Here is a 24812-nt window from a genome sequence, read left to right as displayed (position 1 = left end):
GCGGTGGGGTGCGGGACGGCGGAGCCGTCCCGCACCCCGGGGCGCCGGTCAGAAGGTCAGGCTCCAGCGGTTCAGGACGCCGTTGTCCTGGTCGAGCGTGTCCTTCACCCGGAGCCGCCACTGCCCGTTCGCGGCCGTGCCCGAGCCGTCCACGGCGGTGCTGACGGTGAGGTCGGTACCGTCCTCCTTGCTGTGCGCGGCCTTGATCGGGAAGATGTGCCCGCCCGGGGCGACCAGCTCGACGACGAGGTCACCGCGGTAGGGGTGGGAGATGCGCGCGTTGACCCGCAGCCCGGCCGGTGCGTTGCCCGACTGGCCGGTGACCTCGATGGGGCTCTCCACGCTGCTGCGGTCCGGCACCGGGAACTCGGTGTCGTTGCTGAAGGTGGTGTCACCGCCGCCGGACGAGGTGATCTGCACGTCGTCGATGGCGGCCTCGATGAGGCTCGCCGTCCCGACGTCGGCCGCCTCGGCGAGGATGCGGACGCTCTGCCCGGCGAAGGCGGACAGGTCGGCGGTGAGCGTCCGCCACTGGCCGTCCAGGTCGGTGGCGGCGGTGCCGGTCCGTGAGAGCACCGTGGCGGTCGAATTGGCGCCGACGACCTTGACGCGGAGATAGTCGTCGGGGCCAGAGTTGTCGCGGTGCGCGAAGGTGTGCGACAGCGTCAGCGTGGACGCGCCGGCGGGCAGCGTGATGGCCGGGGATCGGACGGTGGTGACGCCGCCGTCCACGTCGTCGGCGCCCGGCCCGGACCCGGCCAGCCTGCCGGTGACCAGGGCGTTGACGCCGCTGACCGTGGTGCCGAGCTGCTTGACGCCCGACTCGGCGGTCTCCTCCGGGTCGCCGCGCTCCCAGCGGCCGCTGGTGGCGGTGTCGGAGCTGGCGGGGTTGACGGTCCAGCCGCGCTCGGCCTCGAAGTCGTCGGCGAAGACGGTCGTGCCGCCCCCGTCGCTGCCGATGGTGAGCCGGACGGTGGTGGTCTTGCTGAGCGAGCCGGAGGTGCCGGTCACGGTCAGGGTGTGGGAGCCGGCGGGCGTGCCCGCGGCCACCGAGACGTTGAGCGTGGCGTTCGCGGTCGCGCCGTCGGCCACCGTCACCGACGAGGGCGTGACCGTGGCGGTGACGCCGGAGGGCTGGCCCGAGACGGCGAGCTGGACGGTGCCGGCGAAGCCGTTCTGGCCGGCCACCTGGACGGTGGAGGTGCCCGAGGCGCCGGGGGCGACGTTGAGCGAGGAGGGCTGGGCGCTCAGCGAAATGTCCGGCGTGGTCGGGCCCGCCTTGTGGCAGGTCGCGGTGCCGCTGTCGGTGAATGTGCGGCCGGCGATCGACACGAAGTCGAACCGGTAGCCGGTGCTGGACAGGGTCAGCTTGAGCACGCCGTGCGTGTTGGCGTTCTTGGCCTGGAGGTTGGCCGGGTTGCTGGTGCTGAGCGAGTAGAAGCTGCGGCCGCCCGTGCCGACGAGGATCTCGCGGATACCGTTCGGGGTGGCGTTGCCCAGATGGTCCTGCAGGGCCCACCGCTGGTAGTTGTGGTCGTGGCCGGCCAGCATGAGGTCGGCCTTGTGGTCGTAGAGGGCCTTCCACAGCGGCCGAGTGCCCGTGGACGGGCTGTGGTTGCCGACGTTGTACAGCGGGTGGTGCAGGTAAGCCGCGGTACACGGCTTGGCGTTGGCGGCGAGGTCCTGGCGCAGCCACTGCTCCTGGGCCGAGCCGGCGCTCATCGAGATGTTGCTGTTGAGCGCGATGAAGTGCCAGTCGCCGATGTCCCAGCTGTAGTAGCCCTTGCCGCGGGCGCCGGCGCGGGCGCCGAAGTAGTCGAAGTAGCCGGACGCGCCGCTGGTCTTGTACTCGTGGTTGCCGGGGATGGGGTAGGTCTTGTCGAAGAAGGGGCCCCAGGTCTGCTTGTAGGCGCCGTTGTACTCACTGAGCGTGCCGCTCTCGTAGGCGTTGTCGCCGGTGGTGAAGACGGCGGCGGGGTTGATGGCGGTGACGAGCTTGGCGGTGCTGGCGCACGCGCTGCCGCAGATGTCGCCCGCCCCGGCCACCACGACCTCGGCTGCCGCGAGGGGCTGGGCGCCGGCCTGGTAGCCGTCGACGGTGTACGCGCTGGCCGGGTCGCCGAAGCTGGGCTGCACGGTGACGCAGTCGCCTTGGAGGGCGCGGGTGGTGAACACCCGGTCGCGCCAGGCGTCGCCGGTGAAGCGGAAGCCGCCGCCGGCGGAGCCGGTCACGGTGAGGCTGTCCTTGCCGCGCAGGTCGAGCTTGGTGAAGCGCAGGCGCAGCCACTTGGCGCCGGAGCTGCACACCTGGCGGGCCGCGGCCTTGGCCGCCGAACCGGACACGTCGGCGCTGCCGGTGGTGGCGCCGGTCTCGGCGAGCTGCGGCACGGTGTCCTCGGCCGGCGCGGCCTGCGCCGTCGTGGCCTGGACCGTTCGCAGGTTCGTGGTAGGGGCCGGACGGCCCTCGACCTGGGTTGGCGCGGCCTGGGCTTGGGCCGGCCCCGGGCCGAGCGCGGCGAGCATCGCCAGGCACGCCGTGCCGGACAGGAGCCGGAAGCGTCTTTGAGGAGGGATCACGGACGGTGTTCCTCTCGGATGGGGGTCAAGAGTCGTGCGTCTCCGTGGGCCCCACGGCGATCGGAAAGCTACCTGCCGTACGCGCCGAGTCAACGGCCTTGTCGGACCTCGTGACAGCATTCAGTGAATGGGCGCGAGGCGCGCGGGCAGGTCAGCCGGAGTCTCCCCTGGCCAGCGGCCTCGTCAACGTGGGCCGTTCCGTGAATTGACGCCTCAGCGCCACACCTTATGTCCCAATTAGGGCATTTTTTGGCTGCTTACCGGCTGAATTGTGGCGCATTGCTGCCATTGGCACTGCTCCCCCCACAACCGGGGCGCCGGCGCAGGACCTTCACCCCATGAGACGACCCAGCCGCGCCTTAGCCGCCATCGCCGTGGCCGCCGCCACGCTCATGGCCACGACCGGCGCTGCACTGGCCCAGCCCCCCACTCCCCCGCCTGGCACGTTCATCGCCGCCGACCCCGCGATGGCCATCCCGGACCGCTACATCGTCGTCCTGAAGAACACCCAGGACCTGCGCTCCCGCGGCGTGGCGCCGATGGCCCGCGACCTCGCCGGCGAATACGGCGGAGCGGTCAAACACACCTACTCCGCCGCCCTCAAGGGCTTCACCGCCGAGCTGTCGAAGGACGATGCGCAGCGGCTGGCCGCGGACCCGGCGGTAGCGTACGTCGAGCAGGACCAGATGGCGACGATCGCCGAACGCCAGGACAACCCCCCGAGCTGGGGCCTCGACCGGATCGATCAGCGCGACCTGCCGCTGTCGCGCTCCTACACCTACACCGGCACCGCCGACGGCGTGAAGGTGTACGTGATCGACACCGGCATCCGCATCAGCCACACCGACTTCGGCGGCCGAGCCGACCACGGCCGGGACCTCTTCGACGGCGACAACGACGCCAGCGACTGCAACGGGCACGGCACCCACGTCGCCGGCACCATCGGTGGCACCAAGTACGGGGTGGCCAAGAAGGCCAGACTCGTCTCCGTGCGCGTGCTCGGCTGCGACGGCAGGGGCCCCGGCTCCGGCGTTCTCAACGGGGTCGAATGGATCATGGCCAACACCGCCGGCCCCGCGGTGGTCAACGTCAGCGTGAAGACCGGCGTGAGCAGCGCGCTGACCAGCGCGGTGCAGGCGTCGGTCGCCAAGGGCTACACCTACGTGGCCGCGGCGGCCAACGACAACGCCGACGCCTGCCAGGTCGGGCCGGCCTACATCCCCGAGGTCATCACCGTCGGGGCGACCAACAGCGACGACAGCCGGCGCAGCACCTCTAACTGGGGCAGGTGCCTCGACCTGTTCGCCCCCGGCGGCGATATCACCTCCGCGTGGCACACCGGTGACACCGCCAGCAACACGATCAGCGGCACGTCCATGGCCTCGCCGCACGTGGCGGGCGCCGCGGCGCTGCACCTGGGCGCCCATCCCGGCGCCACGCCCGCGCAGATCGCCGACGCCATCGTGGCGGCGGCGACCACGGGCAAGGTGACCAACCCGGGCACCGGCTCACCCAACCGGCTGCTGCACATCACGCCGGGCGCGACCGCCTGCGGCCCGTTCGCCGACTCCCAGGCCGCCACGCTGGCGGACCGGGCGACCGTCGAGCGTCCGGTCACGGTCAGCGGCTGCGCCGGCGCCGGCTCCGCCACGGCCAAGGTCACCGTGAACATCCGGCACACCTACCGCGGCGACCTCGTCCTGGACCTGCAGGCACCGGACGGGACGGCCTACCCGCTCAAGGGCGCCAAGTCCGACGACTCCGCCGCCGACCTGACGGCCGAGTACCCCGTCGACCTCAGCGCCGAGATCCGTGACGGCACCTGGCGGCTGCGCGTGCGCGACGCCTACAAGACCGACACCGGCGAGGTCGTCTCCTGGAGCATCGCCCCCTGACCGGTCCATTACCGGTCCACCGGCCGGGCCGGATGCCGGTGACCGGCCGCACCCGCCGCTACTAGGAGCGCTCGGCCGACATCTGGCGCAGGGCCTCCTGCCAGGTGGCGTGCCGCTCGAAGAGGTTGTGCAACCCGGTGCGGTACAGCAGCCGTTCCAGGCTGCCCCGCACGCCGCTGAGGACCAGGCGTCCGCCGCTGTTCTGGCTGTTGTTCAGCGCCACGATCAACTCGCTCATCCCGACGGAGTCGCAGAACGAGACATCGGTCATGTCCACGACGACCCGCTGCGACGGCAGCCGCGCGGCGGCTCGCAGTTGCTCGCGCAGCGCCGGCGCGGCGACCAGGTCGAGCTCGCCGCCGACGCGGACGACGGCCACGCCGTCGACGAGCGTGAGCGAGACGGTGAACGTGGGCGCGTGCTGATGCTGTGATGACATGATCCCGACCGAACCCCCTTGCTCTCACCCTCCCCCCACCCCCGGTTCCAAACGGGGGCCTTGCGGCATTTTCCCTGGTCATGGGCGAGCCCCGAACACCACAAGGTGCGAAAGCTACTTTTTCGGGCAGCTCACCGGAATGCCGTCGAGCTGGTTCGTACGGGGGCGGTCCTCATGACCGGCCCTCCGAGCGCCATGGGTGTCGAGGAGGAGTTCCACCTCGTCGACACCCGGACCCGGCGTCTCGTACCGGGCTCCGAAGCCGTGCTGGACCTGCTGCCCAAGGACTGCTTCACCAAGGAGCTGCACTGCTCGACGGTCGAGTCCAACAGCCGGCCGTGCCTGTGCCTGGGGGAGCTGGGGCGCGAGCTGTGCGCGCTGCGCGAGACGGTGATCGGCAGGGCCGCCGAGCTGGGCCTCGGCGTCGTGGCCGCCGGCAGCGTGCCGCTCGCCGACGTCGGGCAGGTGCGGATCTCCCCCGGTCCGCGCTACGCGCGGATGCTGCGCGACTACCAGCACCTCACCCGCGAGCAGCTCATCTGCGGGACCCACGTCCACGTCGAGCTGGCCGACCGCGACCTCGCCATCCTGGTCGCGCACCGCCTCGCGCCGTGGGCGCCGCCGCTGCTCGCGCTCAGCGCCAGCTCCCCGTACTGGCTGGGCGCCGACACCGGGTACGCGAGCTACCGCACGATGGTGTGGCGGCGCTGGCCCACCGCCGGGCCGATGGCCGGCTACGACTCCGCCGCCGCCTACGAGCGGATGATCGCCGGGCTCATCCGGTCGGGCGTGATCGGCGACCCCGGGATGATCTACTTCGACATCCGGCCGTCGGCCCACGTCCCCACCGTGGAGCTGCGGATCTGCGACTCCTGCCCGCGCGTGGACGACATCGTGCTGGTCGCGGGTCTGTTCCGGGCGCTGGTGTCGCGCGAGCTGGAGTCCGTGGGTCGGGAACCGCGCCGGGACGTGTGCCTGGAGGCGGTACGGGCGGCGACCTGGCAGGCGGCGCGGGCCGGCCTGGAGGGCGATCTGGTCGACCCGGTGCGCGGCGTGCCCGACCGGGCCTGCCGGGTGATCGGGCGGATGGTGGACGGCGTGCGGCCCCAGCTGGAGGAGTCCGGCGACTGGGCCCTGGTCTCCGGGCTGGCCCGCGACGCGCTGCGCAGGGGCAGCTCGGCCAGGCGGCAGCGGCAGGCGTACGCGCGCCGGGGCCGCCTGGCCGACGTGGTGGACCTGCTGCTCGCCGAGACGCGCTCCGGCTTCCCCACCTCGCGCCGGCCCGCGGCATGACACGGATCAGCTGACGGATCGAAGGAGAGGTATGTGCGGGCTGAGCGGCGAGATCAGGTTCGACGGGACGGCGGCGGGCGTTGGGGCCGTGGACCGGATGACGGAGGCGATGCGTGAACGGGGGCCGGACGGCTCGGGGCTGTGGTCGGCGGCCGCCCAGACCAGGCGAAACGTAACGCCTGCACCGCTGGAGGTCGCCGTCTTGGTGAGCTTGCCGTTCATGTAGGTCTTCCTGATGACGTTGTAGCGCTTCTTGACACCGAGGTTGAGCTGGATGGTGCGCTGGACGGAGAACGACCGGGAGATCGAGCAGGTGCCGCCGACGCCGGCGGAACAGCTCGCCGGCATCTTGTTGCGGTTCACGGCGCCGTTGTGGACGCTCGTCACCTTGATCGAGTACCTGATTTGGGGAATGCCGCCGATCGGGGCCCGCGCCCCGGCAGCAGCAGGGCGGGCACCTGGTAGGCGGTGCTCTCGCCCACCATCTACCGGCTCCACCATCCGACGCGCACGTCCACCCCCGGCGAGGCGTGCACGACCGGGTCCGCGCCGGGCGCGGGCAGACCGGCGGCGTGCAGCAGGGTCTGGTCCAGCCCGCAGAGCCGGGCCTCGTGCAGGGGCCAGGGGGCGTGCTCCACCTCGGCCGCGGCGAGCCGGCCCGCGACCACGGTGAAGAGCCGGTAGCGGTCGGTCAGGAAACTCGCCAGGTCGTCGCGGGCAGGCCCGGTCAGCTCCGCGCCGACCTCGACCCGGACGTCGCCGCGTGCCCCCGGCCGGCCGGACAGGTGGCGGCGGCTCCGGTACCACCACCGCGTGCCGTCGATGTGCACCGACATGTCCGACCAGAAGTACGGCAGCCAGTAGCCGGCCCGGCCGCCCAGCGCCGCCGTGAGCCGTCCGGCGTCCAGGGAGAAGAACCAGATGCCGCTGCGGCCCCGGCCGTCGCGGACGTAGGTGCGCACGTTCGTCTCGGGGAAGCGCGACAGCCAGGGCAGGGCCGGCACGCCCGGCGGCCGGACGTCGTCCATCAGGAACGGGGTCATGCCCACCCAGGCGCTCCCGTCGAACGTCTCCACCTCCAGGCCGCCGGGCACCATGGCGCGCAGGGTCTCGGCGGGGTAGCGCCAGTGCAGGAAGGTGATGTTGGCCCAGCGGTGGTGCATCACCGGCACGGCGACCTTCGGGGTGGGGCGTACACGCATGGCCCGCTCCTACCCCGGTGCGGCCCGGTATGCGCGCGGGGCGGCTCGGGGCGGCCCGCACGCGCGGGCCTTGTCAAGGCTCCTGTTACGGTAGGGCCCGCAGCCCGCCGGGACACCCGGCCGGCCCGTTTCCTCGCACCATCTCCCGCGATCAGGAGAAGTTCGTGACGGTCGCGTCATCGTTGCTCCAGCGTTTCCAGCACCCCGCGCAGGTGATCACCACCGGCTTCGGGTTCGTGGTGCTGGTGGGCACGGCGCTGCTGACCCTGCCGATCGCCACAGTCTCGGGTGTGTCGGCCGGATGGGTGAACGCGCTGTTCACCGCCACGTCGGCGGTCTGCGTGACCGGCCTGGTGGTCGTGGACACCGAGACCCACTGGTCGGTCTTCGGCGAGCTGGTGATCATGGGGCTGATGCAGGTCGGCGGGCTCGGGATCATGACGCTGGCGACGCTCTTCACGCTGCTGATCTCCGGCCGGCTCGGGCTGCGCGCCAGGATGTTCGCCCAGGCCGAGACGAAGACGCTGGCCATGAGCGACCTGCGCCGCGTGGTGCGCAACGTCGCGCTGTTCACCCTGGTCTGCGAGGTGATCACCGCGGGCGTGCTCACCGGGCGGTTCCTGCTCGGGTACGACGAGCCGTTCGTCCGGGCCGTGTACCTGGGGGCCTTCCACGCGGTGTCGGCGTTCAACAACGCGGGGTTCGCGCTGTGGTCCGACAGCCTGATGAGATTCGTCACCGACCCGTGGATCTGCCTGCCGATCGCCGGGGCGGTGATCGTGGGCGGGCTGGGCTTCCCGGTGATGTTCGAGCTGTTCAGGTCGTGGCGGCGGCCGAGCCACTGGTCGGTGCTGACCCGGATCACCCTGGGCGTCACGGCGCTCCTGCTGGTGGTCGGCACGCTGGTGTTCCTGGTCACCGAGTGGCGCAATCCCAGGACGCTGGGGGCGCTCGACGACTCGGGCAAGGTGCTGGCGGCGTTCTTCACCGCCGTCATGCCGCGCTCGGGCGGTTTCAACAGCCTGAACATCGCCGACATGTACCCGTCGAGCTGGCTGGTGACCGACCTGCTGATGTTCGTCGGCGGCGGCAGCGCGGGCACCGCCGGCGGCATCAAGGTCACCACGTTCGGGCTGCTGGCGTTCGTCATCTGGGCGGAGATGCGCGGCGAGTCGGATGTGAACATCGGCCACCGCCGCCTGCCCCAGGCCGCGCAGCGCCAGGCCATCTCCATCGCGCTGCTGAGCGTGGCCCTGGTGGCGGTCGCCACCTACCTGCTGTTGGTGCTCACGCCGCACGGGCTGGACCAGGTTCTGTTCGAGGTGGTCTCGGCGTTCGGCACCGTGGGGCTGTCCACCGGCATCACCGCCAGCGTCGGACCGGTCGGTCACGTGCTGCTCGTGGTGCTCATGTTCATCGGCAGGACGGGACCGCTGACGCTGGGGACCGCGCTGGCGCTGAAGGACCGGACGCGCCGCTACCAGCTTCCCGAGGAGCGGGTCATCGTCGGCTGAGCGTCTCCCCCGCGGACCGCGTGCCGGCCTCGTCGCGGGCGGGCCGGGCGCCGCGGGTGGCGCTCCAGAGGGCGACGGCGATGTAGAGGACCTGCTCGGGGACGCGCAGCCACAGCGGGGTGGCCTCGCCGCCGTTGAACGGCGTGCCCGCCAGGGCCGCGTGGACGTTGGCGGGCAGCAGCAGCACGAACATCACGGCCAGGCCGAGGCCGGCGAGCCGGCGGGTGCCCGCCATGACCAGGCCCGCCGCGCCGAGCACTTCCAGCACGCCGGTCAGGTACACCATGGCGGCGGGGAACGGCACGAACGGCGGCACCATCCGGACGAGGTCGGCGTGGTTGGGCATGACCGTGACGCTCTCGGGGACGAAGTGCGCCGAGGCGGTCATGAGGAGCATGACGGCCAGCGCGTGGGCGGCGCTGACGGACCACGAGGCGAACCGGCTGACGCCGAGCGCCCCCAGGCCGCGGAACACGAGCAGGGCGGCCAGGAGGACGAGGGGAACCTGCATGACGACTCCAAAACGGATAGCTCCACTATCTAGATAACCTAGATAGTGGAGCTATCCAAGGGAGATGTCAACCCGCCTGCGGCCCGGGGGAGGCCGGGAGGGGGATCAGCCCTGCAGGACCGGGTAGCCATAGCCGGCCACCTGCGAGACGGGCCGCACCCGGCGCTCGACCTTGCCGTTGCCGGTGTTGCCCTCGACGGTGCTGATCGTCCCGTCGCCGTTGTCCTTCTTGACCAGGCCGACGTGGTCGATCGCGCTCAGGTTCCTGCTGCCGTCCCAGTCGAAGAAGACGACGGCGCCCGGCTTCGGCGTGGTGCCCCAGCGCTTGTTGGCCTTGAACCACTTGGCGTAGGTCACGGTGTAGGCGTCCCAGCCGACGGAGGGGCGGGCGCCGGCCTTCTCGCCGACCCACGAGACGAACATCGCGCACCACGGCGCGTTGGCGTAGGCGCGGACGTTGCCGCCGTCGCGGGCGACGGTCTCGGCGGCCCGCTGGGAGGACATGTACCAGCTGTGGAACGGGGTGCCGCCGCCGGCGGCGTTCTCCTTGACGCCCACCTGCGACTCCGCCACCCTCAGCAGGGCGTCGGCGCTCAGCGGCTTCTGGTAGGCCGCGGCGGCGGCCCGGGGCTGCTCCTGCGCCTGCGGGGCGGTGTCCGCCGGCATGCCTACCTGCGCCTGGGCCGGCTGCGCGATGGTCATGGCCGGGACAGCACCGAAGGCGGCGCCTGCCGCCACGGTCAGACCGATGACGAACCGCGGGAGGTTCGCGGGCACGATGGCACGGGAGAGGTCACGCTTGGTCATACTGGGGTTTACTCCTTGCTTCCATGCCGCCTACCGGGTTAGCTGACGGATTCGGGCCTGGAAGTGCCCTACGGCACGCCGCCGCCTGTGGCGGGCGTGCCGATTCACCCCATGAGAGATTGGGTCCCCGGTTCCGCGATCTGTCGCGGATTCGGCGGCCGCGTCGTCCCCTGCGCATCGATCATGCAGGCGGCGCGAACGCGGTCTCGGCGTTTGGCTAGGGCATCACGCGGCGGAGGTACTGACATGCCGGACGTGTGCCTCGATGTCCTCAAACGTAAGCGAAGCGTATAGAGCGGTGCAAGCGGAGTCCGGGTCCGCACCTGTGAACCCCCCGCTCCACCTGGGGTTTAGCGCTGAAGTTTTTACCTACCTCCCCTGGCGAAAGTGGTTTCGAGATGCTGTCCCCCCGTTCGGTAAAGAGGCCCGGGACCTGATCGGCGCCGTGGCACACTGGCCGGACGTCCGACTCCCCGAGCGAGGTCGCCCCCACGATGAAGCGCATCCTCAGCACCACCCGAGGCCGCGTCGCCGCGTCGATCGCCGCCGTCCTCGCCCTGCTCCTGCTGGCGTACGGCATGCCCACGCTGGCCCTGGCCGGAGAGGTGCCGCCCAGCACCGACGCGGGCGGCGTCGACATCGGCGGCCTCTCCCCCGAGGCCGCGCGGGCCAGGCTGGAGGAGGAGTTCGGCCGGCCGGGCCCGCTGAAGGTCGAGGTCGCCGGCCGCACCGTCACCATGAAGCCCAAGGACCTCGGCGTGACGCTCGACGCGGGCACCACGGTGGCCCGCGCCATGGACGGCCACACCACTCCGGCCGGCATCGCGCGCTCGCTCTTCGGCACCCGCACCGTCCCACCCGTCGTCGAGGTGGACGACGAGCTGCTGGGCGAGCGGATCGCCGCCCTCGCCAAGCGGGTCGACCGGAAGCCGCAGGAGGGCGCCATCGCCTACCGCGGCCTGGAGCCAAAGGTGACGCTGCCCAAGGCCGGTCGCGCCCTCGACCGGAAGGAGGCCGCGCGGGCGATCCGCGAGGCGTTCCTCGCCCGGCGCGACGAGGTCACGCTGCCGGTCCGCACGACGCCCCCGTCGGTGCCGGCCGCGAAGGTGAAGGAGATCGCCGGCTCCACCGCGCGCACCGCGGTGGCCGCGCCGCTGACGCTGTCGGCCGGGGACAGGCGGGCGACCCTGTCGCCCGCCCAGCTCGCCGCCCACCTGCGGTTCGTCCCCGACGGGCGCGGCGACATGCGGCCCTCGTTCGACGCCGCCGAGCTGGTGGACGGCCTGCGTGACACGCTCGTCGAGGAGGACCGGCGCCCCAGGAACGCGGCCTTCCGGATCGCCGGGGGCCGGCCGAGGGTCGTGCCGCACCGCGCCGGCCGTGACATCGACCCCGACGGGCTGGCCAAGGCCGTCGCCGCCGCCCTCACCGGCGGCGAGCGCGCGGTGCGGGTCCCGATCGTCGAGGCCCAGCCCGACCTGACCACCGCCAAGGCCAGGCGGCTCGGCGTGAAGGAGAAGGTCGGCTCCTACACCACCCAACACCCGTGCTGCGCGCCGCGGGTGACGAACATCCACCGGATCGCCGAGATCGTCGACGGTCACCTGGTCCTGCCGGGCCAGACGTTCTCGCTGAACGGCCTGGTGGGCAGGCGTGACCGGGCGCGCGGCTTCGTCGAAGCACCGATGATCATGAACGGCCGGTTCGTCAACGACGTCGGCGGCGGCGTGTCACAGTTCGCGACCACGATGTTCAACGCGGTGTTCTTCGGCGGGTTCCAGGACGTGCAGCACACGCCGCACCAGTTCTACATCTCCCGCTATCCAGCGGGCCGCGAGTCGACGGTCTCCTTCCCGCAGCCGGACTTCCGCTGGCGCAACGACTCGCCGTACGGGGTGCTGATCAAGACGTCGTACACCAACACGTCGATCACCGTGCAGTTCTGGAGCACCAAGCGGTGGGACATCGAGTCGGAGAGCTCGGGCCGCTACAACGTCAAGGACTTCCGCAAGATGAAGGACTCCGGGCCCGACTGCCTGCCGATGGAGGGCGTGCCGGGCTTCGCCATCGACGTGTGGCGGATCTTCAAGAAGGGCGGGAAGGTCGTCAGGAAGCAGCGCTTCCACACCGTCTACCAGCCCGAGCCCCGCCTCACCTGCACGGCGCGGACGTAGCCGCCCCCCGCGGCCCGTCAGAGGACGTAGCACTCCACCTCGGCGCGGCGGTAGGACAGGCCCCCGGCGACCGAGTCGTCGATGCAGGCGCGTTCGGCCTCGCTGAGGGGCAGCACGCCGCACACGGTCACGCCGGAGTAGGTGCGGCAGTCCAGCGTGGGGTCGGCCCGGCCGACGCGGTAGGAGGCCCGGACCGAGGCGCGGCACCTGGTCCGCACGGCCGGGGCGTCCGCGTGGCGGCACTGGGCCAGCAAGATCCGGTACTGCCGTTCGCTCACCTCGCCCTGGGAGCCGCCCGCCTGGGCGGAGCCGGCGAACAGGGTGAGCGTGAAGAGGGCGGACAGGGTCCCGAGCCCGACAGTGATGATCTTCCTCATGGTTCCCCCCTTCCCCACGACGTACCGCCGTGGGACCTCGCCAAACCAGGCCCACCGCCGACCGGGCGGCCCACGGCGATCGTGGGGACATGCCCCCTCCGCGCTCCACCGGTATGAGCTGGCCTCTCCTGGTGCACAGGGCTGGAGCAGGGCGCGACATCCAACTCTTCGGCGCCGTCCTGTTGTCTGACCAGGCGTCCGGCGGGCATGGTGGGGCAGGTGAGCGCAGATGAGACGCGTGACGGGGTCAGGCTGACCAACCTCGACGGGCCGCTGTTCGACGGGGCCGAGGCGACCAAGCGGGACCTGGTCGACTACCTCGACACCGTCCGCGACCGTATCCTGCCGGTCCTGCGCGGCCGGGCCCTGTCGGTGATCCGCGTACGGCCGGGGCAGGCGCCCTTCATGCAGAAGAACCTGCCCACGTACGCGCCGCAGTGGATCCGGAGGGTGTCCGTCTGGGCGGAGGCGTCGCAGCGGCAGGTGTCGTACGCGTTGTGCGACGACCGGCGCACCCTGCTGTGGTTCGCCAACCAGCGGGCCGTCGAGTTCCACCCGGCGCTGGTGCTGGGCGACCGGGCCACCCACCTGGTGCTCGACCTCGACCCGCCGGGCGACGGGGCGTTCGGCCTGGCCGTACGGGCGGCGCTGCTGGTGCGCCAGGCGCTGGACGACGCCGGGCTGGCCGGCGCGGTGAAGACCAGCGGCGCCAAGGGCGTGCACGTGTTCGTGCCCATGGCGGAGGGGGTGGCCATGGACGACCTGGCCGCCGCCACCCGCGCCCTGGCGGCCCGCGCCGAACGGCTGGACCCGGCCCTGGCGACCACGGCGTTCATCCGGGAGGACCGCGAGGGCAAGGTGTTCATCGACTCCACCCGGGCCGGCGGGGCGACCGTGGTGGCCGCCTACAGCCCGAGGATCCGGCCGGGCACGCCGGTGTCGTTCCCGGTGGCGTGGGCGGACCTCGACCGGGTGTCACCGGCCGACTTCACCGTCCGGACCGTGCCGGACCTCCTGGGCGACGGCGACCCGTGGGCCGCCCTGATGCCCGGTCCGCAGCGGCTGCCCGCCGACCTCGTGGAGGAGGGCCACACGATCCCGGTGGCCCGCGTCCAGGCCATGCACGAGGGCAAACGCCGCACCCGCGCCCGCCGCGGCGGGTGACCTACCTTGGCGCGCGGGAGCGCCGTGGCCGTCTCTTCGTGATCACTCCTGGGTGGGGGCGACGACCGCCACGCCGCCCGGGGGGACGTCGCCGGTGAAGGGGGCGCCGGTGAGGAGGTCGGTGCCGGAGAGGCCGGTGACCGTGGCGGGGGCGGGGCCGTGGTTGATGAGGAAGGTGTGCGCGCCCCGCCGTACGAGCTCCAGGTTCTCGGGCAGGTCGCGGGGCCGGGAGACGCCCGCGCGGTCGAGCAGCGCGCCGAGCAGGGGGCGCAGGCCGGCGGGGGTGAGGCCGGCGGCCAGGTAGCGGGCCGTGCCGGCGCCGAAGTCGTGGCTGGTGTAGGCCGGGTGGCCGGCGTCGGGGCCGTCGGCGAAGTGCTGTTCGGCCCTGGCCCCCACCAGGTGGACCCGCTCGGACCAGACGCGGCCGGTGCCGCCTCCGGTCAGCGTCACGGTCTCGTGCTCGCGCAGCGGGTGGAACTCCTCCACCGACAGGCCCAGCAGCTCGCGCAGCGCTCCCGGGTACGGGCCCTCGTGGACGGTGTCGTGCTCGTCCACGACGCCGGAGAAGTACGAGACGAGCAGGTGGCCGCCGCCCTCGACGTACCGCTGCAGGTTCTTGGCGGAGCCCTCGGTCAGCAGGTACGAGCTGGGCAACACCACGACCTTGTACGCCGAGACATCGGCGGAAGGGTGGACGAAGTCGACGGTGACGTGCTCCCGCCACAGCGCCTCGTAGAAGGCGTCCACCCGCTCCCTGAACGCCAGGTCACCTGTCGGCCGCCACTCCAGCTCCAGTGCCCAGTACGACTCCCAGTCCCAGGCGACGGCCACCTCGGCGGTCACCCGGCCGCCCCGCACCGGGGCCAGGCGGCGCACGTCCGCTCCGAGCGCGACGACGTCCTGCCAGATCCGCGTGCCGGTCCCGCCGTGCGGCAGCATCGCCGAATGCCACTTCTCCGCGCCGGACCGGGAGGCCCGCCACTGGAAGAACAGCACGGAGTCGGAGCCCCTGGCGACGTGGGCGAGGCTGTTGCGGCGCATCTCGCCGGGCCGCTTGGCGATGCCGCGCGCCTGCCAGCTGATGGCGCCGGTCGAGTGCTCCATGAGCATCCACGGCTCGCCGCCGGCGAGGGAGCGGCTGAGGTCGGCCGACATGGACAGCCAGATGTGGTTGTCGGGCTGCTCGCCGTTCAGGTAGTGGTCGTTGGCGATCACGTCCAGTTCGGGCGCCCACCGCCACAGGTCCATGGACTTGCAGTTGACGGTGCCCGCGAAGTTGGTGGTGACGGGCTTGCCGGTGCGGCGCAGGATGTCGCGCTGCAGCCGGTAGTGCGACAGGTGCTCCTCGCTCGCGAAGCGGGCGTAGTCGAGGCGCTGGGCCGGGTTGACCACGGTGTGGCTCCACCGGGGCGCGTCGATCTCCTCCCAGTCGCCGTAGCGCTGGCCCCAGAAGGCGGTGCCCCAGGCGGCGTTGAGCGCGTCCAGGTCCTCGTGGCGCCGGCGCAGCCACAGCCGCCAGGCGGCCGTGCTGGCGGCGCAGTAGCACTCGCCGAGCGGCGCGCCGTACTCGTTGTGCACGTGCCACATCACCACGGCCGGGTGGTCGCCGTAGCGCTCCGCGAGCCGTTCGGCCAGCCGGGCGCTCGCCGCGCGGAAGGCGGGGTGGCTGGAGCAGGCGTGCTGCCTGCCGCCCGCGCCGACGCGCACGCCCTCACGGGTGACGGGGAAGGCGTCCGGGTAGGCCCGGGAGAACCACGCGGGGGGCGCCGCGGTCGGGGTGCCCAGGTTGACCGAGATGCCCGCGTCGTGCAGCCGGTCCACGATCGCGTCCAGCCAGCCGAACTCGTAGACCCCTTCGCGCGGCTCCGTCTGGACCCAGGAGAAGACTCCCAGGCTGACCAGGGTGACCCCGGCCTCCCGCATGAGGCGGACGTCCTCTTCCTGCACCTCGGCGGGCCATTGCTCCGGGTTGTAGTCCCCGCCGAACGCGATGCCCTCCGGCACGGCCGGGTATCGACTCACAAGTCCCCCTATGTTGCGATATATGGGTCAGGCCTTGACGGCGCCGCTGCTGAGGTCTGTGCGCCAGAACCGCTGCATGGTCAGGAAGAGCGCCACCAGCGGGATGAGCGCCACGAACGTGCCGACGAGGATGAGGTTGTAAAGGCTCGGGTTGTTCGCCCCGGCGTTGAGCATCGTGAACAGCCCCACGGTGAGCGGGAACTTCGTGTCGTCGCCGAGCATGATGAACGGCAGCAGGAAGTTGTTCCAGATGGCTACGAACTGGAACAGGAAGATGGTCACCATCCCCGGCGCCATCAGCGGCAGCGCCACCCGCCGCAGCAGCGTCAGGTGGGAGGCGCCGTCGATGCGCGCCGCCTCCAGCAGCGAGTCGGGGATGGCCGCCGCCGCGTAGACCCGGGCCAGGTAGATGCTGTACGGGTGCAGGATCTGCGGCAGCAGGACCGACCAGTAGGTGTCGGCCAGCCCGATCTTGCTGAACAGCAGGTACTGCGGGATCGCCAGCACCACGGCGGGCACCAGGATGCCGCCGATCAGCAGGTTGAAGATCAGGTCGCGGCCGGCGAAGCGGTACTTGGCCAGCGTGTAGCCCGACACCGCCGACACGGCCGTCGACAGCAGCGCCCCTCCCCCGGCGTACAGGAGGGTGTTGAGCATCCACAGCCCGAACACCCCGTCCCGGTAGGCGGCGAGGTCGGCGAGGTTGTCGAGGAAGCCGGTGCCGATCGCGTACGTGCCGGTCGAGAACAGCTCGCCCGGCGTCTTGGTGGCGGCGACCACCACCCAGCTCACCGGGAACAGGCAGTAGACGGCGCCGAGCAGCAGCACCCCGGTCGGCACCAGGCCGAGCGGCCGTCGCCCGGCCGCGGGCGCGTGGCGGGAGGCGGGGGCGGAGGTCGAGGCGAGCGTCGAGGTGGCCATCACGCCTGCGCCTCCCCGAACGCCCGGTCGCGCACCACGCGCAGGAACCCGAACGACAGCACCAGCGACACACCGGCGATCACGATGGCGGTCGCGGCGGCGGAGTACAGGTCGCCGGTCACGAAGGCGTCCCGGTAGACCTTCATCAGGGGGCTCCAGGTCGAGCTGATCGTGTTGGACAGGGGCCGCAGGGTGCTCGGCTCGGTGAACACCTGGACGGTGGCGATGACGGAGAAGACGGTCGTCAGGATGATCGCCGGCGCCAGGATCGGGATCTTGACGCGCAGCGCGATCTGCAGCTCCGACGCGCCGTCGATGCGGGCGGCCTCGTAGAGGCTCTGCGGGACGGCGCGCAGGTTCGTGTAGAGGACGAGCATGTTGAAGCCGGTGCCGCCCCAGACCGCGATGTTCGCCATCGAGTAGACGACCGTGGTGCGGCTCAGCAGGTCCGCCCCGAACAGCTCGTGGAACGGGCTGAGGCTCGGCAGGTAGAGGAAGCCCCACATGAGGCCGGCCGCCACCCCGGGCACCGCGAACGGCAGGAAGATCGCGATCCGGGCGAATCTCGCCAGCCGTACCCGGGCGGTGTCCAGCATCAGCGCGAACAGCAGGGCCAGGCCCAGCATGACCACCAGCACCAGCGCGCCGTACCCGAGGACGCGCAGCCAGCCGGCCCACAACTCGCCGTCGCCGACCGCGGCGACGTAGTTGTCGAGCCCGACGAACACCTCCTTGCGCGCCCCCTTGCCCAGCCCCAGGCCGGACACCTTGGTGCGGTGCAGGCTGAGGTGGACCGTGTAGCCGATGGGCACGACCATGAACAGCGCGAACAGGATCATGGCGGGGGCGAGGAACAGGTACGGCACCAGGCCGCCCCGGCGTCGCGTCCTCGTGGCGTGAGCCGCACGGGCGCTCACGGTGCGAGCCCTCACTGCGCGATCTGGAAGCCGGACTTGGTCATGTCGGCCACCGTCGCGTCCTGGATCTCGACCAGGGCGTCGGCGAAGGACGACTTGTCGGCCGTGGCCTTGTCGAAGGCGTCCTTGTAGGCGTTGTAGGCGACGTTGACGTTCGGGCCGAAGGTGAAGCCGCGGGCGCCGGCGGTGTTGGCGGCGGCCTGCTTCCAGAAGTCGGGGACGTCGGAGAAGTAGGCGGGCGGCTCGGTGAGCAGCGAGGTGCCCTTGGTGGCGGCCGGGTAGATCGCGCCCTCCTTCACCAGCAGGCCGAGCGCCTCGGGGTCGGTGTTGAGCCAGGTGGCGAACTTGGCGGCGGCCTGCTGATGCTTGGAGGCCGCGGCGACGGCGACGGCGGAGCCGCCCCAGAAGCCGGTGTGGTTCTCGCCCGCGTTCCACTGCGGCAGCGGCGCGATGGCCCACTTGCCCTTGGCCTTGGGCGCGTTGCTCGCCAGCGGGCCCGGCGCCCAGACGGCCGACGGCCAGGTGAGGAGCTTGCCGTCGTTGAGCGCCTTGTTCCACTCGGGGGTGAAGTAGGGCATGGTGTCGATCACGCCCTCCTTGACCAGGCCGCCCCAGAAGTCGGCCATCTTCGTGGTGGGCTCGTCGTTGACCGCCACCTTCCACGCCTCCCCGCTGATCGACCACCACTGGGCGCCGGCCTGCTGCGCGAGCCCGGCGAAGCTGCCCGGGTCCTTGCTGGAGAACGTGCCGAGGAACACCTTCGGGTCCTTCTTGCGCACGGTCCTGGCGGCCTCGGCGTACTCCTGCCAGGTCCTCGGCACCTCGATGCCGTACGTGTCGAACAGGTCGGCGCGGTAGTAGAGCATCATGGGGCCGCTGTCCTGCGGGATGCCGTAGACCGCCTCGGTGCCCAGCGTGACGAGCCCCCACACACCCTCGCCGAACTCCTGCCTGACCGGCTCCGCGGCGGCCTTGATGTCGGCCACGGCGTCGGCCGCCACGAAGGACGGCAGCGCCTGGTACTCCGCCTGCATGAGGTCCGGCGGGTTGCCCGCCTTGGCGGCGGTGAGGAACTTGGTCGCCGCGTCGTCGCCGCCGGCCTGGGTGCTGGACACGACCTGGATGCTCGGATTGGCCTTGTTCCACACCGCGACGACCTTGTCCATGCCGGGCACCCAGTTCCAGAACGTCAGCCTGACGTTCTCGGCGGGCGCGGCGGTGTCGGCGGGGGCGGCCGTGTCCTGGGCGCCGCCGGAGCAGCCGGTCACAAGGGCGGCAGCGAGGGCGGCGGCGGCGAGCCTGTTCATGCGCATGGGGGCCTCGACTGGTGGAAGGCGTCTGTGAACGTTCACAGCGTGTTGGCCGGGAAGTCGGCTGTCAACCCCTCGTTACGTTCTCGTTAAACCACCCCAAATGGGATCTAGCGCCGCATACATCCGTCTGTGTACGCTCACAGAGTTCTGACAACGAGCCATGAGATATTGGGGAACGTGAAGAGGCCGACCATCCACGACGTGGCCAGGGTGGCCGGGATCTCGCGCGGCACGGTCTCGCGCGTGCTCAACGGCGACCGCTACGTCAGCCCCGCGGCCCGCCTCGCCATCGAGCGGGCCATCGCCGAGACCGGCTACGTGGTCAACCGCAACGCCCGCAACCTCGTCAGGCAGCGGGCCGGCTCCGTCGTCATGGTGCTGTCCGAGCCGCACGAGAAGCTCTTCGAGGACCCCAACTACAGCACCACCATCCGCACCGCCATCCGCCGCCTCGGCGAGCGCGACCTGTCACTCGTCATGATGATCGCCGGCGACGACCGCGACCGCGAGCAGGTCCTGCGCTACATGCGCGGCGGCCACGCCGACGGCGTCCTGCTCGTCTCCACCCACGCGGGCGACCCCCTGGTCGACGCGCTGCGCGACGCGCGCCTGCCCGCCGTGTCGTGCGGCGCCGTGATCGGCCGCGAGTCGGTCATCCCGTACGCGGCCTGCGACGAGCGGGGCGGCGCCCGCCAGATGGCCGAATACCTGGTGTCCCGGGGCCGCAGGCGGATCGCCATGATCACCGGCCCGATGGACACGCCCGGCGGCATCCAGCGGCTGGAGGGCTTCGCCGACGTCCTCGGCCGCAAGGCGTCCACGAAGCTCGTCGAGCACGGCGACTGGACCCAGGCCAGCGGCGAACGCGCCATGGCCCGGCTGCTGGAGCGGGTGCCCGACGTCGACGCCGTGTTCGCCGCCTCCGACGTGATGGCCTCCGGTGCCCTCCACACGCTGCGCCAGGCGGGGCGCCGGGTGCCGGACGACGTGGCGGTGGGCGGGTTCGACGACTCGTCGGTGGCGATCTCCACCCACCCACCGCTGACCACGGTCCGCCAGCCGCTCGCGGACGTCGCCCAGGAGACGGTCCGGCTGCTGCTCGCCCTCATCGACGGCGCCGACCACGTCGACCCCGTCACCCTCCCCACAGAGCTGATCGTCCGCGAATCGGCCTAACCTTCACGACGTCGCGACGGCCATCCACCGGGAGTCCCGGCAGGCGCGCCCGATCCTCGTGGCGGCCGCGGTGGACGCAGGACACCCTCCGGCAGGCCGTACGGACAGGTCGCCGCACTACGATTCCCGGCGTGGAGATCAGACCAGGAACGACGGCGGATGCCGACCCGATCGCGGCCCTGCACACGGCGAGCTGGCAGACCGCCTACGCGGGGATCATGCCGGGCGCCTACCTCGACGGACCGCTGCCTGACGAGCATCTGGCGCTGTGGCGGGCCCGGCTGAGCCGGCCGCCCGGAGGTGACACGTGCCTGCTCGTCGCCGGTGACGGTGACGGCCTCGCCGGGTTCGCCTACCTCTGCCTCCGCCCCGACGGCCGGGTCCTCCTCGACAACCTGCACGTGCGGCCCGCGCTGAAGCGCTCCGGCATCGGCTCGCTGCTCGTCCGGCGGGCCTGCGGCTGGGTCGCCGCCGACCACCCCGGCAGGGTCCTGTTCCTGGAGGTGCTGCGCGACAACGCCCCGGCGCGGGCGTTCTACGAGCGGATGGGCGGCGTGCCCAGCAAGGAGTTCGTGGAGAAGGCCGCCGGCGGGGTCGAGCTCGACGTCGTCGAGTACACCTGGGACCCGTCCGTCCTGGCCGCCGTCCGCGGCGCCTGAGCGGTCAGTCCGGGCACAGCGGCAGGCGCACCACGAAGCGGGCGCCCGGACGGTGGTCGGTGAGGACGAGCCTGCCGCCGTGGGCCACGGCGATCTCCCTCGACAGCGGCAGGCCCAGGCCGGTGCCCCCCTTGTCCAGGGCGCGGGCCTCCTCCAGCCGCACGAAGCGCTCGAAGATCCGCTCGCGGTCCTCCGGCGCGATGCCCGCGCCGTCGTCGGTGATCGTGATGACGACCTCGTCCCGGTCCTCCTCCACGACCACCTCGACTCGGCCGGCCGCGTGCCTGGTGGCGTTGTCCAGCAGGTTCGTCAGCAGGCGGTCGAGCTGCAGCGGGGAGCCGAGGACCGGGGCTGGCGGGCAGGGCGGGGCGGCGATGGCCACCCGGCCGCCCGCGCGGCGCCGTACCTGCTCCCTCACCAGGTCGCACACGTCGACGACCCGGCGCTCGGCCGCGACGCCCGTGTCGAGCCGGGCGAGCATGAGCAGCTCGTCGACGATGCCCGTGAGCCGTTCGACGGACTCCAGGGCGCGGGCGCCGGCGGCGGGCCAGTCGGTCTCGTCCGGGTACGCGGCGGCCAGCTCCAGTTGCGTCCGCAGCCCGGAGATGGGGCTGCGCAGCTCGTGCGAGGCGTCGGCGACGAAGCGGCGCTGGGTCTCGGCCGAGCGTTCGAGCCGGTCGAGGGTCGTGTTGGCGGTCACGGCCAGGTCGGTGATCTCGTCGCCCGTGTCGGGTACGGGGACGCGGCGGCTCAGGTCCTTGCCGCTGATCTCGGCCAGCACGGACCGGATGCGCTCGACGGGGCGCAGCGCGGAACCCACGATCATCCAGGTGACGCCGGCCACGCCCAGCAGGATCAGCGGGGTGCCCAGGAAGACCAGGGCACGCAGCCGGCCCAGAACCGTGTTCACCCTGTCCAGCGACGCGGCCCCGTACACCGTGACCGGCCCCTCCGGCGTGCGCACCAGCATGGCCATGACCATGCAGTGGTGGTGGCGCGCGTCGGTGGCATGGTGCAGGAGGTGCTCGGTGACGTGGGCGACGCCGGGGTTCCGCGGCCGGATGGTGGTCAGGCGGGGTTCGAGTGGCCGGCCGGGGGTGGCGGCGAGCACCTGGCCTTGCGGGGACACGACCTGGAGGAGCTGGAGGCTGGACGGGGTATTCAGCTGCGCGGGAAGCCGGCCGGTGCGGGCCTGCTCGGCCACCCATCCGACGGCCGTCTCCAGGTCGGTCCGCACGGCCGTCCGGAGGCTGCCGGGGACCGCGGCGAGGGTGATGGCGGACGTCGTGATGAAGACCAACGCCGCGACCAGGGTCGCGACGGTGGTGAGGCGCGCCCGGATCGAGCGAGGAAAGATCCGTATCACTGTCTCGAATACCCCTGTATCACTATCCGTGACCGTCACCCCGACAGTTCGCTGGAACTGCTTCTTTTTCCGTCACGTCGGGTAATGGTTGGGGGCTCCTTGGTGTGGCGGTGAGCGCCGGGGGGCCGGCCCGCCGGGTTCGCTCTGGGCGATTCCGCTGTGGGCGTGCGCAGCCCCTCGCACGGACGCGCTGCGTCAGAGTGGGCGCATGAGGCTACTTGTGCTGGGCGGGACCGAGTTCGTCGGCCGTGCCTTCGTCGACGAGGCGCTCGCGCTCGGCGGCGACGTGACCGTCTTCAACCGGGGCACCCATGAGCCGCCCCCGGGCGTCACGGCCCTGCGGGGCGACCGGTCGGCTCCCGGCGGGCTCGCCGCGATCGAGCGGGGCGAGTGGGACGTGGTGGTCGACACCTGGTCCTGGGCGCCGTCCGCCGTCCGCGACAGCGCCCGGCTGCTGGCCGGCCGCGCCGGCCACTACGTCTACGTCTCCAGCCGTTCGGTCCACGGCTATCCGGCGCCCGCGGGGGCCGACGAGAGCGCGCCCGTGGTGGCGGCCTCGCCCGACGACGAGGACGCCGCCGACTACTCCCGGGCCAAGACCGGCGGCGAGCTGGCCGCCGTGGCGGCGTTCGGCGACCGGGCGCTGCTGGCGCGGGCCGGGCTCATCCTCGGGCCGTACGAGAACATCGGGCGGCTGCCCTGGTGGCTGACCCGCGTCGCCCGTGGCGGCCCCGTCCTCGCCCCGGGCCCCGCCGACCTGGGCCTCCAGCTCATCGACGTGCGCGACCTGGCCTCGTGGTGCCTGTCCGCCGCCGGGCGCGGGCTCGGCGGCGCCTACAACGTGGTCAGCCCGCCGGGGTTCACCACGACGCGCGAGCTGCTGGAGAGCTGCGTACGGGTGACCGGGTCCGACGCCGAGCTGCGCTGGCTCGACGCCGAGACGATCCTCGCGGCCGGGGTGCGGCCGTGGTCCGACCTGCCGGTCTGGATCGTCGGAGAGGGACACGACACCATGCACCGCGGCGACGTGTCCAAGGCGGTGGCGGCGGGGCTGCGGTGCCGGCCGATCGAGGAGACGGTGGCCGACACCTGGGCCTGGCTGCGGAGCATCGGCGGCCACGCCCCCATGCGCGGCGACCGTCCCGCCGTCGGCCTGGACCCGGAGGCGGAGGCCAAGCTCCTCGGCGGCTGACCGCCGCCACTGATCTCCCCAGGATCGGCGGCCAGTCTGCGCCACGCCGGAGACCTGCGGACACTACGCTTGGTAAGCGTATGACTGCATGGTTTCCGGCGAGGCGACGGGCGGCGCCGTGGATGGTCCACGGCGCCTTCGGGCTGTCGCTCGTGTTCGCGGCGGCCGGGGTCGCGGGCGAGGGGGACATGGCGGCCGGCCTGGGCGGGCTGCTGCTGGGTGTGCTGTACGCCGCCGCGGTGGTGCCGTTCACCGGCGATCCCGGCTCGGGGCGCTACGGGCCTGCGTGGATGGGGCTGGCTCTCGTGACGCTGGCCTGGGGGGTGCTGGCGATGGCCGCCGCCTGGTACGTGCTGCCGGCGGTGCCGCTGGTGTTCGCGTGGATGCGGCTGGTGCCGTTGTGGGCGGCGACGTTCGGGGTGACGGTGCTGGGCTGCGCGTCCGTCGTGTCGGTGGCCCGGCAGGTGGGCGGGGTGTCGGCGCCCGCGGTGCTCGGGCCGCTGGCCGTCGCGGCGGTGGCGGCACTGGCCGCCCTCCGGCGGCCGGGCACCCCCCACGCGAACGGCGGCCCCCATGCGAACGGCGGCCCCCCGCACGACCGCCCGGCCGCTCCGGGCGAGCCCTTCCCCAACGACCGCCCGGCGGCTCCGGGTGAGGCCTTCCCCTACGACCGCCCGGCCTTCCCTGGTGAGCCCCATCAGCGGCGCCGTGCCCCCGGCGCGCACCGCCGCCGCGGGCACCTCCCGTCCGGCCGGCCGGGACACCCGTACCCGCGGGAGGAGCCCGGCGGCGAGCGGCCCGGCCCGGCGACCCGCCACGATCCCCGGACCGCCGTCGGCCGCCCCCCGGCGGAGCCGCCCGAGCCCGCGGGGACGCCGCCCGGGCCCACGGCGGGCCACCGGCGGCTCCGCAGGTCGTCGCTGGTGGGAGCGGTGCGCCGGCTCAGCGACGCGACGGCGGCCCGTGCCCGGATCCCGGTACGGTTCGGCGTGTCAGGCGCGCCCGTCGAGCTGCCGCCCGCCCACGACGTGGTGCTGCTGCGGGTCGCGCGCGGCGTGCTGGGCAACGTCGGCCGGCACTCCGGGGCCCGCAACGCCGGGGTGACGCTGGCCTACCTCGACGACCTGGTCATGCTGTACGTGTCCGACGACGGCCGCGGCTTCGACCCCTACACGACCACCGGGCGCGACCTGCGCGAGATGCGCGAGCGGGTCGAGGCGCTGGGCGGCACCCTGACCGTGCGGTCCGCGCCGGGCGGCGGCACCGCCGTGGTGGCGGGCCTGCCCCGATGAC

21 protein-coding genes and 1 riboswitch are annotated in these 24812 nt (G+C 72.4%); of the genes, 9 read left to right on the top strand and 12 right to left on the bottom strand.

The features are described 5' to 3' along the window. Window positions 1-48 precede the first annotated feature (48 nt). Window positions 49-2577, bottom strand: coding sequence for a proprotein convertase P-domain-containing protein (locus tag FHU36_RS32915; protein ID WP_185087994.1), 2529 nt, complete (start codon window positions 2575-2577; stop codon window positions 49-51). 338 nt (window positions 2578-2915) lie between these two features. Between FHU36_RS32915 and FHU36_RS32910 the strand changes: the two genes are divergently transcribed. Next, window positions 2916-4472, top strand: coding sequence for a S8 family peptidase (locus tag FHU36_RS32910; protein WP_185087993.1), 1557 nt, complete (start codon window positions 2916-2918; stop codon window positions 4470-4472). 61 nt (window positions 4473-4533) lie between these two features. On the opposite strand, the gene FHU36_RS32905 is transcribed toward FHU36_RS32910, so the two are convergent. Then, complete coding sequence (locus FHU36_RS32905; RefSeq protein ID WP_185087992.1) at window positions 4534-4911, bottom strand: STAS domain-containing protein; 378 nt, start codon at window positions 4909-4911, stop codon at window positions 4534-4536. A gap of 174 nt (window positions 4912-5085) precedes the next feature. Between FHU36_RS32905 and FHU36_RS32900 the strand changes: the two genes are divergently transcribed. After that, the gene (locus tag FHU36_RS32900; RefSeq protein ID WP_185087991.1) at window positions 5086-6204 is read left to right on the top strand and encodes a carboxylate-amine ligase; all 1119 of its coding nucleotides are present in this window, start codon (window positions 5086-5088) and stop codon (window positions 6202-6204) included. A gap of 6 nt (window positions 6205-6210) precedes the next feature. Here FHU36_RS32900 and FHU36_RS32895 read toward each other — a convergent pair whose 3' ends face one another. Then, window positions 6211-6567, bottom strand: coding sequence for a hypothetical protein (locus FHU36_RS32895; protein WP_185087990.1), 357 nt, complete (start codon window positions 6565-6567; stop codon window positions 6211-6213). A gap of 122 nt (window positions 6568-6689) precedes the next feature. Beyond that, entirely contained in the window at window positions 6690-7406 is a 717-nt protein-coding gene (locus tag FHU36_RS32890; protein WP_185087989.1) for a YqjF family protein, read from the bottom strand. Between the two features lie 29 nt (window positions 7407-7435). Here FHU36_RS32890 and FHU36_RS32885 point away from each other — a divergent pair, with 29 nt between their 5' ends. Further along, a complete protein-coding gene (locus tag FHU36_RS32885) occupies window positions 7436-8920 on the top strand; it encodes a TrkH family potassium uptake protein (RefSeq protein WP_185088866.1) in 1485 nt (494 codons plus the stop codon). Here the strand turns inward: FHU36_RS32885 and FHU36_RS32880 are convergent. Both FHU36_RS32880 and FHU36_RS32875 read right to left on the bottom strand, forming a co-directional pair. Next, window positions 8907-9431 carry a DoxX family protein gene (locus FHU36_RS32880; RefSeq protein WP_185087988.1) on the bottom strand — a complete coding sequence of 175 codons (525 nt, stop codon included), beginning with the start codon at window positions 9429-9431 and terminating at the stop codon, window positions 8907-8909. The two genes, FHU36_RS32885 and FHU36_RS32880, sit on opposite strands and share 14 nt — an antisense overlap. Window positions 9432-9536: 105 nt before the next feature. Beyond that, window positions 9537-10238: a CHAP domain-containing protein gene (locus tag FHU36_RS32875; protein ID WP_185087987.1), complete on the bottom strand. Its 702-nt coding sequence runs from the start codon at window positions 10236-10238 to the stop codon at window positions 9537-9539. A gap of 12 nt (window positions 10239-10250) precedes the next feature. Further along, window positions 10251-10405: riboswitch (cyclic di-AMP (ydaO/yuaA leader) on the bottom strand. A gap of 327 nt (window positions 10406-10732) precedes the next feature. On the opposite strand from FHU36_RS32875, the gene FHU36_RS32870 reads away from it, so the two are divergent. After that, entirely contained in the window at window positions 10733-12412 is a 1680-nt protein-coding gene (locus FHU36_RS32870; protein ID WP_185087986.1) for a VanW family protein, read from the top strand. Between the two features lie 17 nt (window positions 12413-12429). Here FHU36_RS32870 and FHU36_RS32865 read toward each other — a convergent pair whose 3' ends face one another. Then, complete coding sequence (locus tag FHU36_RS32865; RefSeq protein ID WP_246503027.1) at window positions 12430-12789, bottom strand: hypothetical protein; 360 nt, start codon at window positions 12787-12789, stop codon at window positions 12430-12432. 219 nt (window positions 12790-13008) lie between these two features. On the opposite strand from FHU36_RS32865, the gene FHU36_RS32860 reads away from it, so the two are divergent. Continuing rightward, a complete protein-coding gene (locus FHU36_RS32860) occupies window positions 13009-13953 on the top strand; it encodes a DNA polymerase domain-containing protein (RefSeq protein WP_312892008.1) in 945 nt (314 codons plus the stop codon). A gap of 42 nt (window positions 13954-13995) precedes the next feature. Here FHU36_RS32860 and FHU36_RS32855 read toward each other — a convergent pair whose 3' ends face one another. Genes FHU36_RS32855 through FHU36_RS32840 form a run of 4 tightly spaced genes read right to left on the bottom strand, consistent with a single transcriptional unit; the run spans window position 13996 to window position 19126 of the window. Then, the gene (locus FHU36_RS32855; protein WP_312892007.1) at window positions 13996-15975 is read right to left on the bottom strand and encodes a beta-galactosidase; all 1980 of its coding nucleotides are present in this window, start codon (window positions 15973-15975) and stop codon (window positions 13996-13998) included. Between the two features lie 27 nt (window positions 15976-16002). Continuing rightward, complete coding sequence (locus FHU36_RS32850) at window positions 16003-16896, bottom strand: carbohydrate ABC transporter permease (protein ID WP_185088863.1); 894 nt, start codon at window positions 16894-16896, stop codon at window positions 16003-16005. After that, entirely contained in the window at window positions 16896-17813 is a 918-nt protein-coding gene (locus FHU36_RS32845; RefSeq protein ID WP_312892006.1) for a carbohydrate ABC transporter permease, read from the bottom strand. Before FHU36_RS32845 ends, FHU36_RS32850 begins: the two co-directional genes overlap by 1 nt. An 11-nt stretch (window positions 17814-17824) precedes the next feature. Then, window positions 17825-19126 carry an ABC transporter substrate-binding protein gene (locus tag FHU36_RS32840; protein WP_185087984.1) on the bottom strand — a complete coding sequence of 434 codons (1302 nt, stop codon included), beginning with the start codon at window positions 19124-19126 and terminating at the stop codon, window positions 17825-17827. A 177-nt stretch (window positions 19127-19303) separates the two neighbouring features. On the opposite strand from FHU36_RS32840, the gene FHU36_RS32835 reads away from it, so the two are divergent. Beyond that, on the top strand, window positions 19304-20302 hold the full coding sequence (locus FHU36_RS32835) for a LacI family DNA-binding transcriptional regulator (RefSeq protein WP_312892005.1): 999 nt from the start codon (window positions 19304-19306) through the stop codon (window positions 20300-20302). 131 nt (window positions 20303-20433) lie between these two features. Further along, window positions 20434-20961 (top strand): GNAT family N-acetyltransferase, encoded by a 528-nt coding sequence (locus FHU36_RS32830; protein WP_185087983.1) that lies wholly within the window; start codon window positions 20434-20436, stop codon window positions 20959-20961. A gap of 4 nt (window positions 20962-20965) precedes the next feature. Here the strand turns inward: FHU36_RS32830 and FHU36_RS46605 are convergent, their stop codons facing one another. Next, window positions 20966-22327: a sensor histidine kinase gene (locus FHU36_RS46605; protein ID WP_185087982.1), complete on the bottom strand. Its 1362-nt coding sequence runs from the start codon at window positions 22325-22327 to the stop codon at window positions 20966-20968. Window positions 22328-22535: 208 nt separating this feature from the next. Between FHU36_RS46605 and FHU36_RS32820 the strand changes: the two genes are divergently transcribed. Together FHU36_RS32820 and FHU36_RS32815 are read left to right on the top strand one after the other, a co-directional pair. Further along, window positions 22536-23519, top strand: coding sequence for an NAD-dependent epimerase/dehydratase family protein (locus tag FHU36_RS32820; protein ID WP_185087981.1), 984 nt, complete (start codon window positions 22536-22538; stop codon window positions 23517-23519). Between the two features lie 80 nt (window positions 23520-23599). After that, complete coding sequence (locus FHU36_RS32815; protein ID WP_185087980.1) at window positions 23600-24811, top strand: sensor histidine kinase; 1212 nt, start codon at window positions 23600-23602, stop codon at window positions 24809-24811. Window position 24812: the final 1 nt, after the last annotated feature.

It is taken from the genome of Nonomuraea muscovyensis, from assembly GCF_014207745.1.
GTDB classification, from domain to species: domain Bacteria; phylum Actinomycetota; class Actinomycetes; order Streptosporangiales; family Streptosporangiaceae; genus Nonomuraea; species Nonomuraea muscovyensis.
Note: the sequence above shows the minus strand (reverse complement) of the source record. Positions and strands in the feature narration are given on the sequence as shown.

Bases quoted from the DNA above. Each gene is read 5' to 3' on its own strand.
- FHU36_RS32880 (WP_185087988.1), bottom strand. From the start codon at position 9,431: ATGCAGGTTCCCCTCGTCCTCCTGGCCGCCCTGCTCGTGTTCCGCGGC.
- FHU36_RS32890 (WP_185087989.1), bottom strand. From the start codon at position 7,406: ATGCGTGTACGCCCCACCCCGAAGGTCGCCGTGCCGGTGATGCACCAC.
- FHU36_RS32865 (WP_246503027.1), bottom strand. From the start codon at position 12,789: ATGAGGAAGATCATCACTGTCGGGCTCGGGACCCTGTCCGCCCTCTTC.
- FHU36_RS32815 (WP_185087980.1), top strand. From the start codon at position 23,600: ATGACTGCATGGTTTCCGGCGAGGCGACGGGCGGCGCCGTGGATGGTC.
- FHU36_RS32820 (WP_185087981.1), top strand. From the start codon at position 22,536: ATGAGGCTACTTGTGCTGGGCGGGACCGAGTTCGTCGGCCGTGCCTTC.
- FHU36_RS32840 (WP_185087984.1), bottom strand. From the start codon at position 19,126: ATGCGCATGAACAGGCTCGCCGCCGCCGCCCTCGCTGCCGCCCTTGTG.
- FHU36_RS32870 (WP_185087986.1), top strand. From the start codon at position 10,733: ATGAAGCGCATCCTCAGCACCACCCGAGGCCGCGTCGCCGCGTCGATC.
- FHU36_RS32875 (WP_185087987.1), bottom strand. From the start codon at position 10,238: ATGACCAAGCGTGACCTCTCCCGTGCCATCGTGCCCGCGAACCTCCCG.
- FHU36_RS32905 (WP_185087992.1), bottom strand. From the start codon at position 4,911: ATGTCATCACAGCATCAGCACGCGCCCACGTTCACCGTCTCGCTCACG.
- FHU36_RS32885 (WP_185088866.1), top strand. From the start codon at position 7,436: ATGCGCGCGGGGCGGCTCGGGGCGGCCCGCACGCGCGGGCCTTGTCAA.
- FHU36_RS32900 (WP_185087991.1), top strand. From the start codon at position 5,086: ATGACCGGCCCTCCGAGCGCCATGGGTGTCGAGGAGGAGTTCCACCTC.
- FHU36_RS32910 (WP_185087993.1), top strand. From the start codon at position 2,916: ATGAGACGACCCAGCCGCGCCTTAGCCGCCATCGCCGTGGCCGCCGCC.
- FHU36_RS32850 (WP_185088863.1), bottom strand. From the start codon at position 16,896: ATGGCCACCTCGACGCTCGCCTCGACCTCCGCCCCCGCCTCCCGCCAC.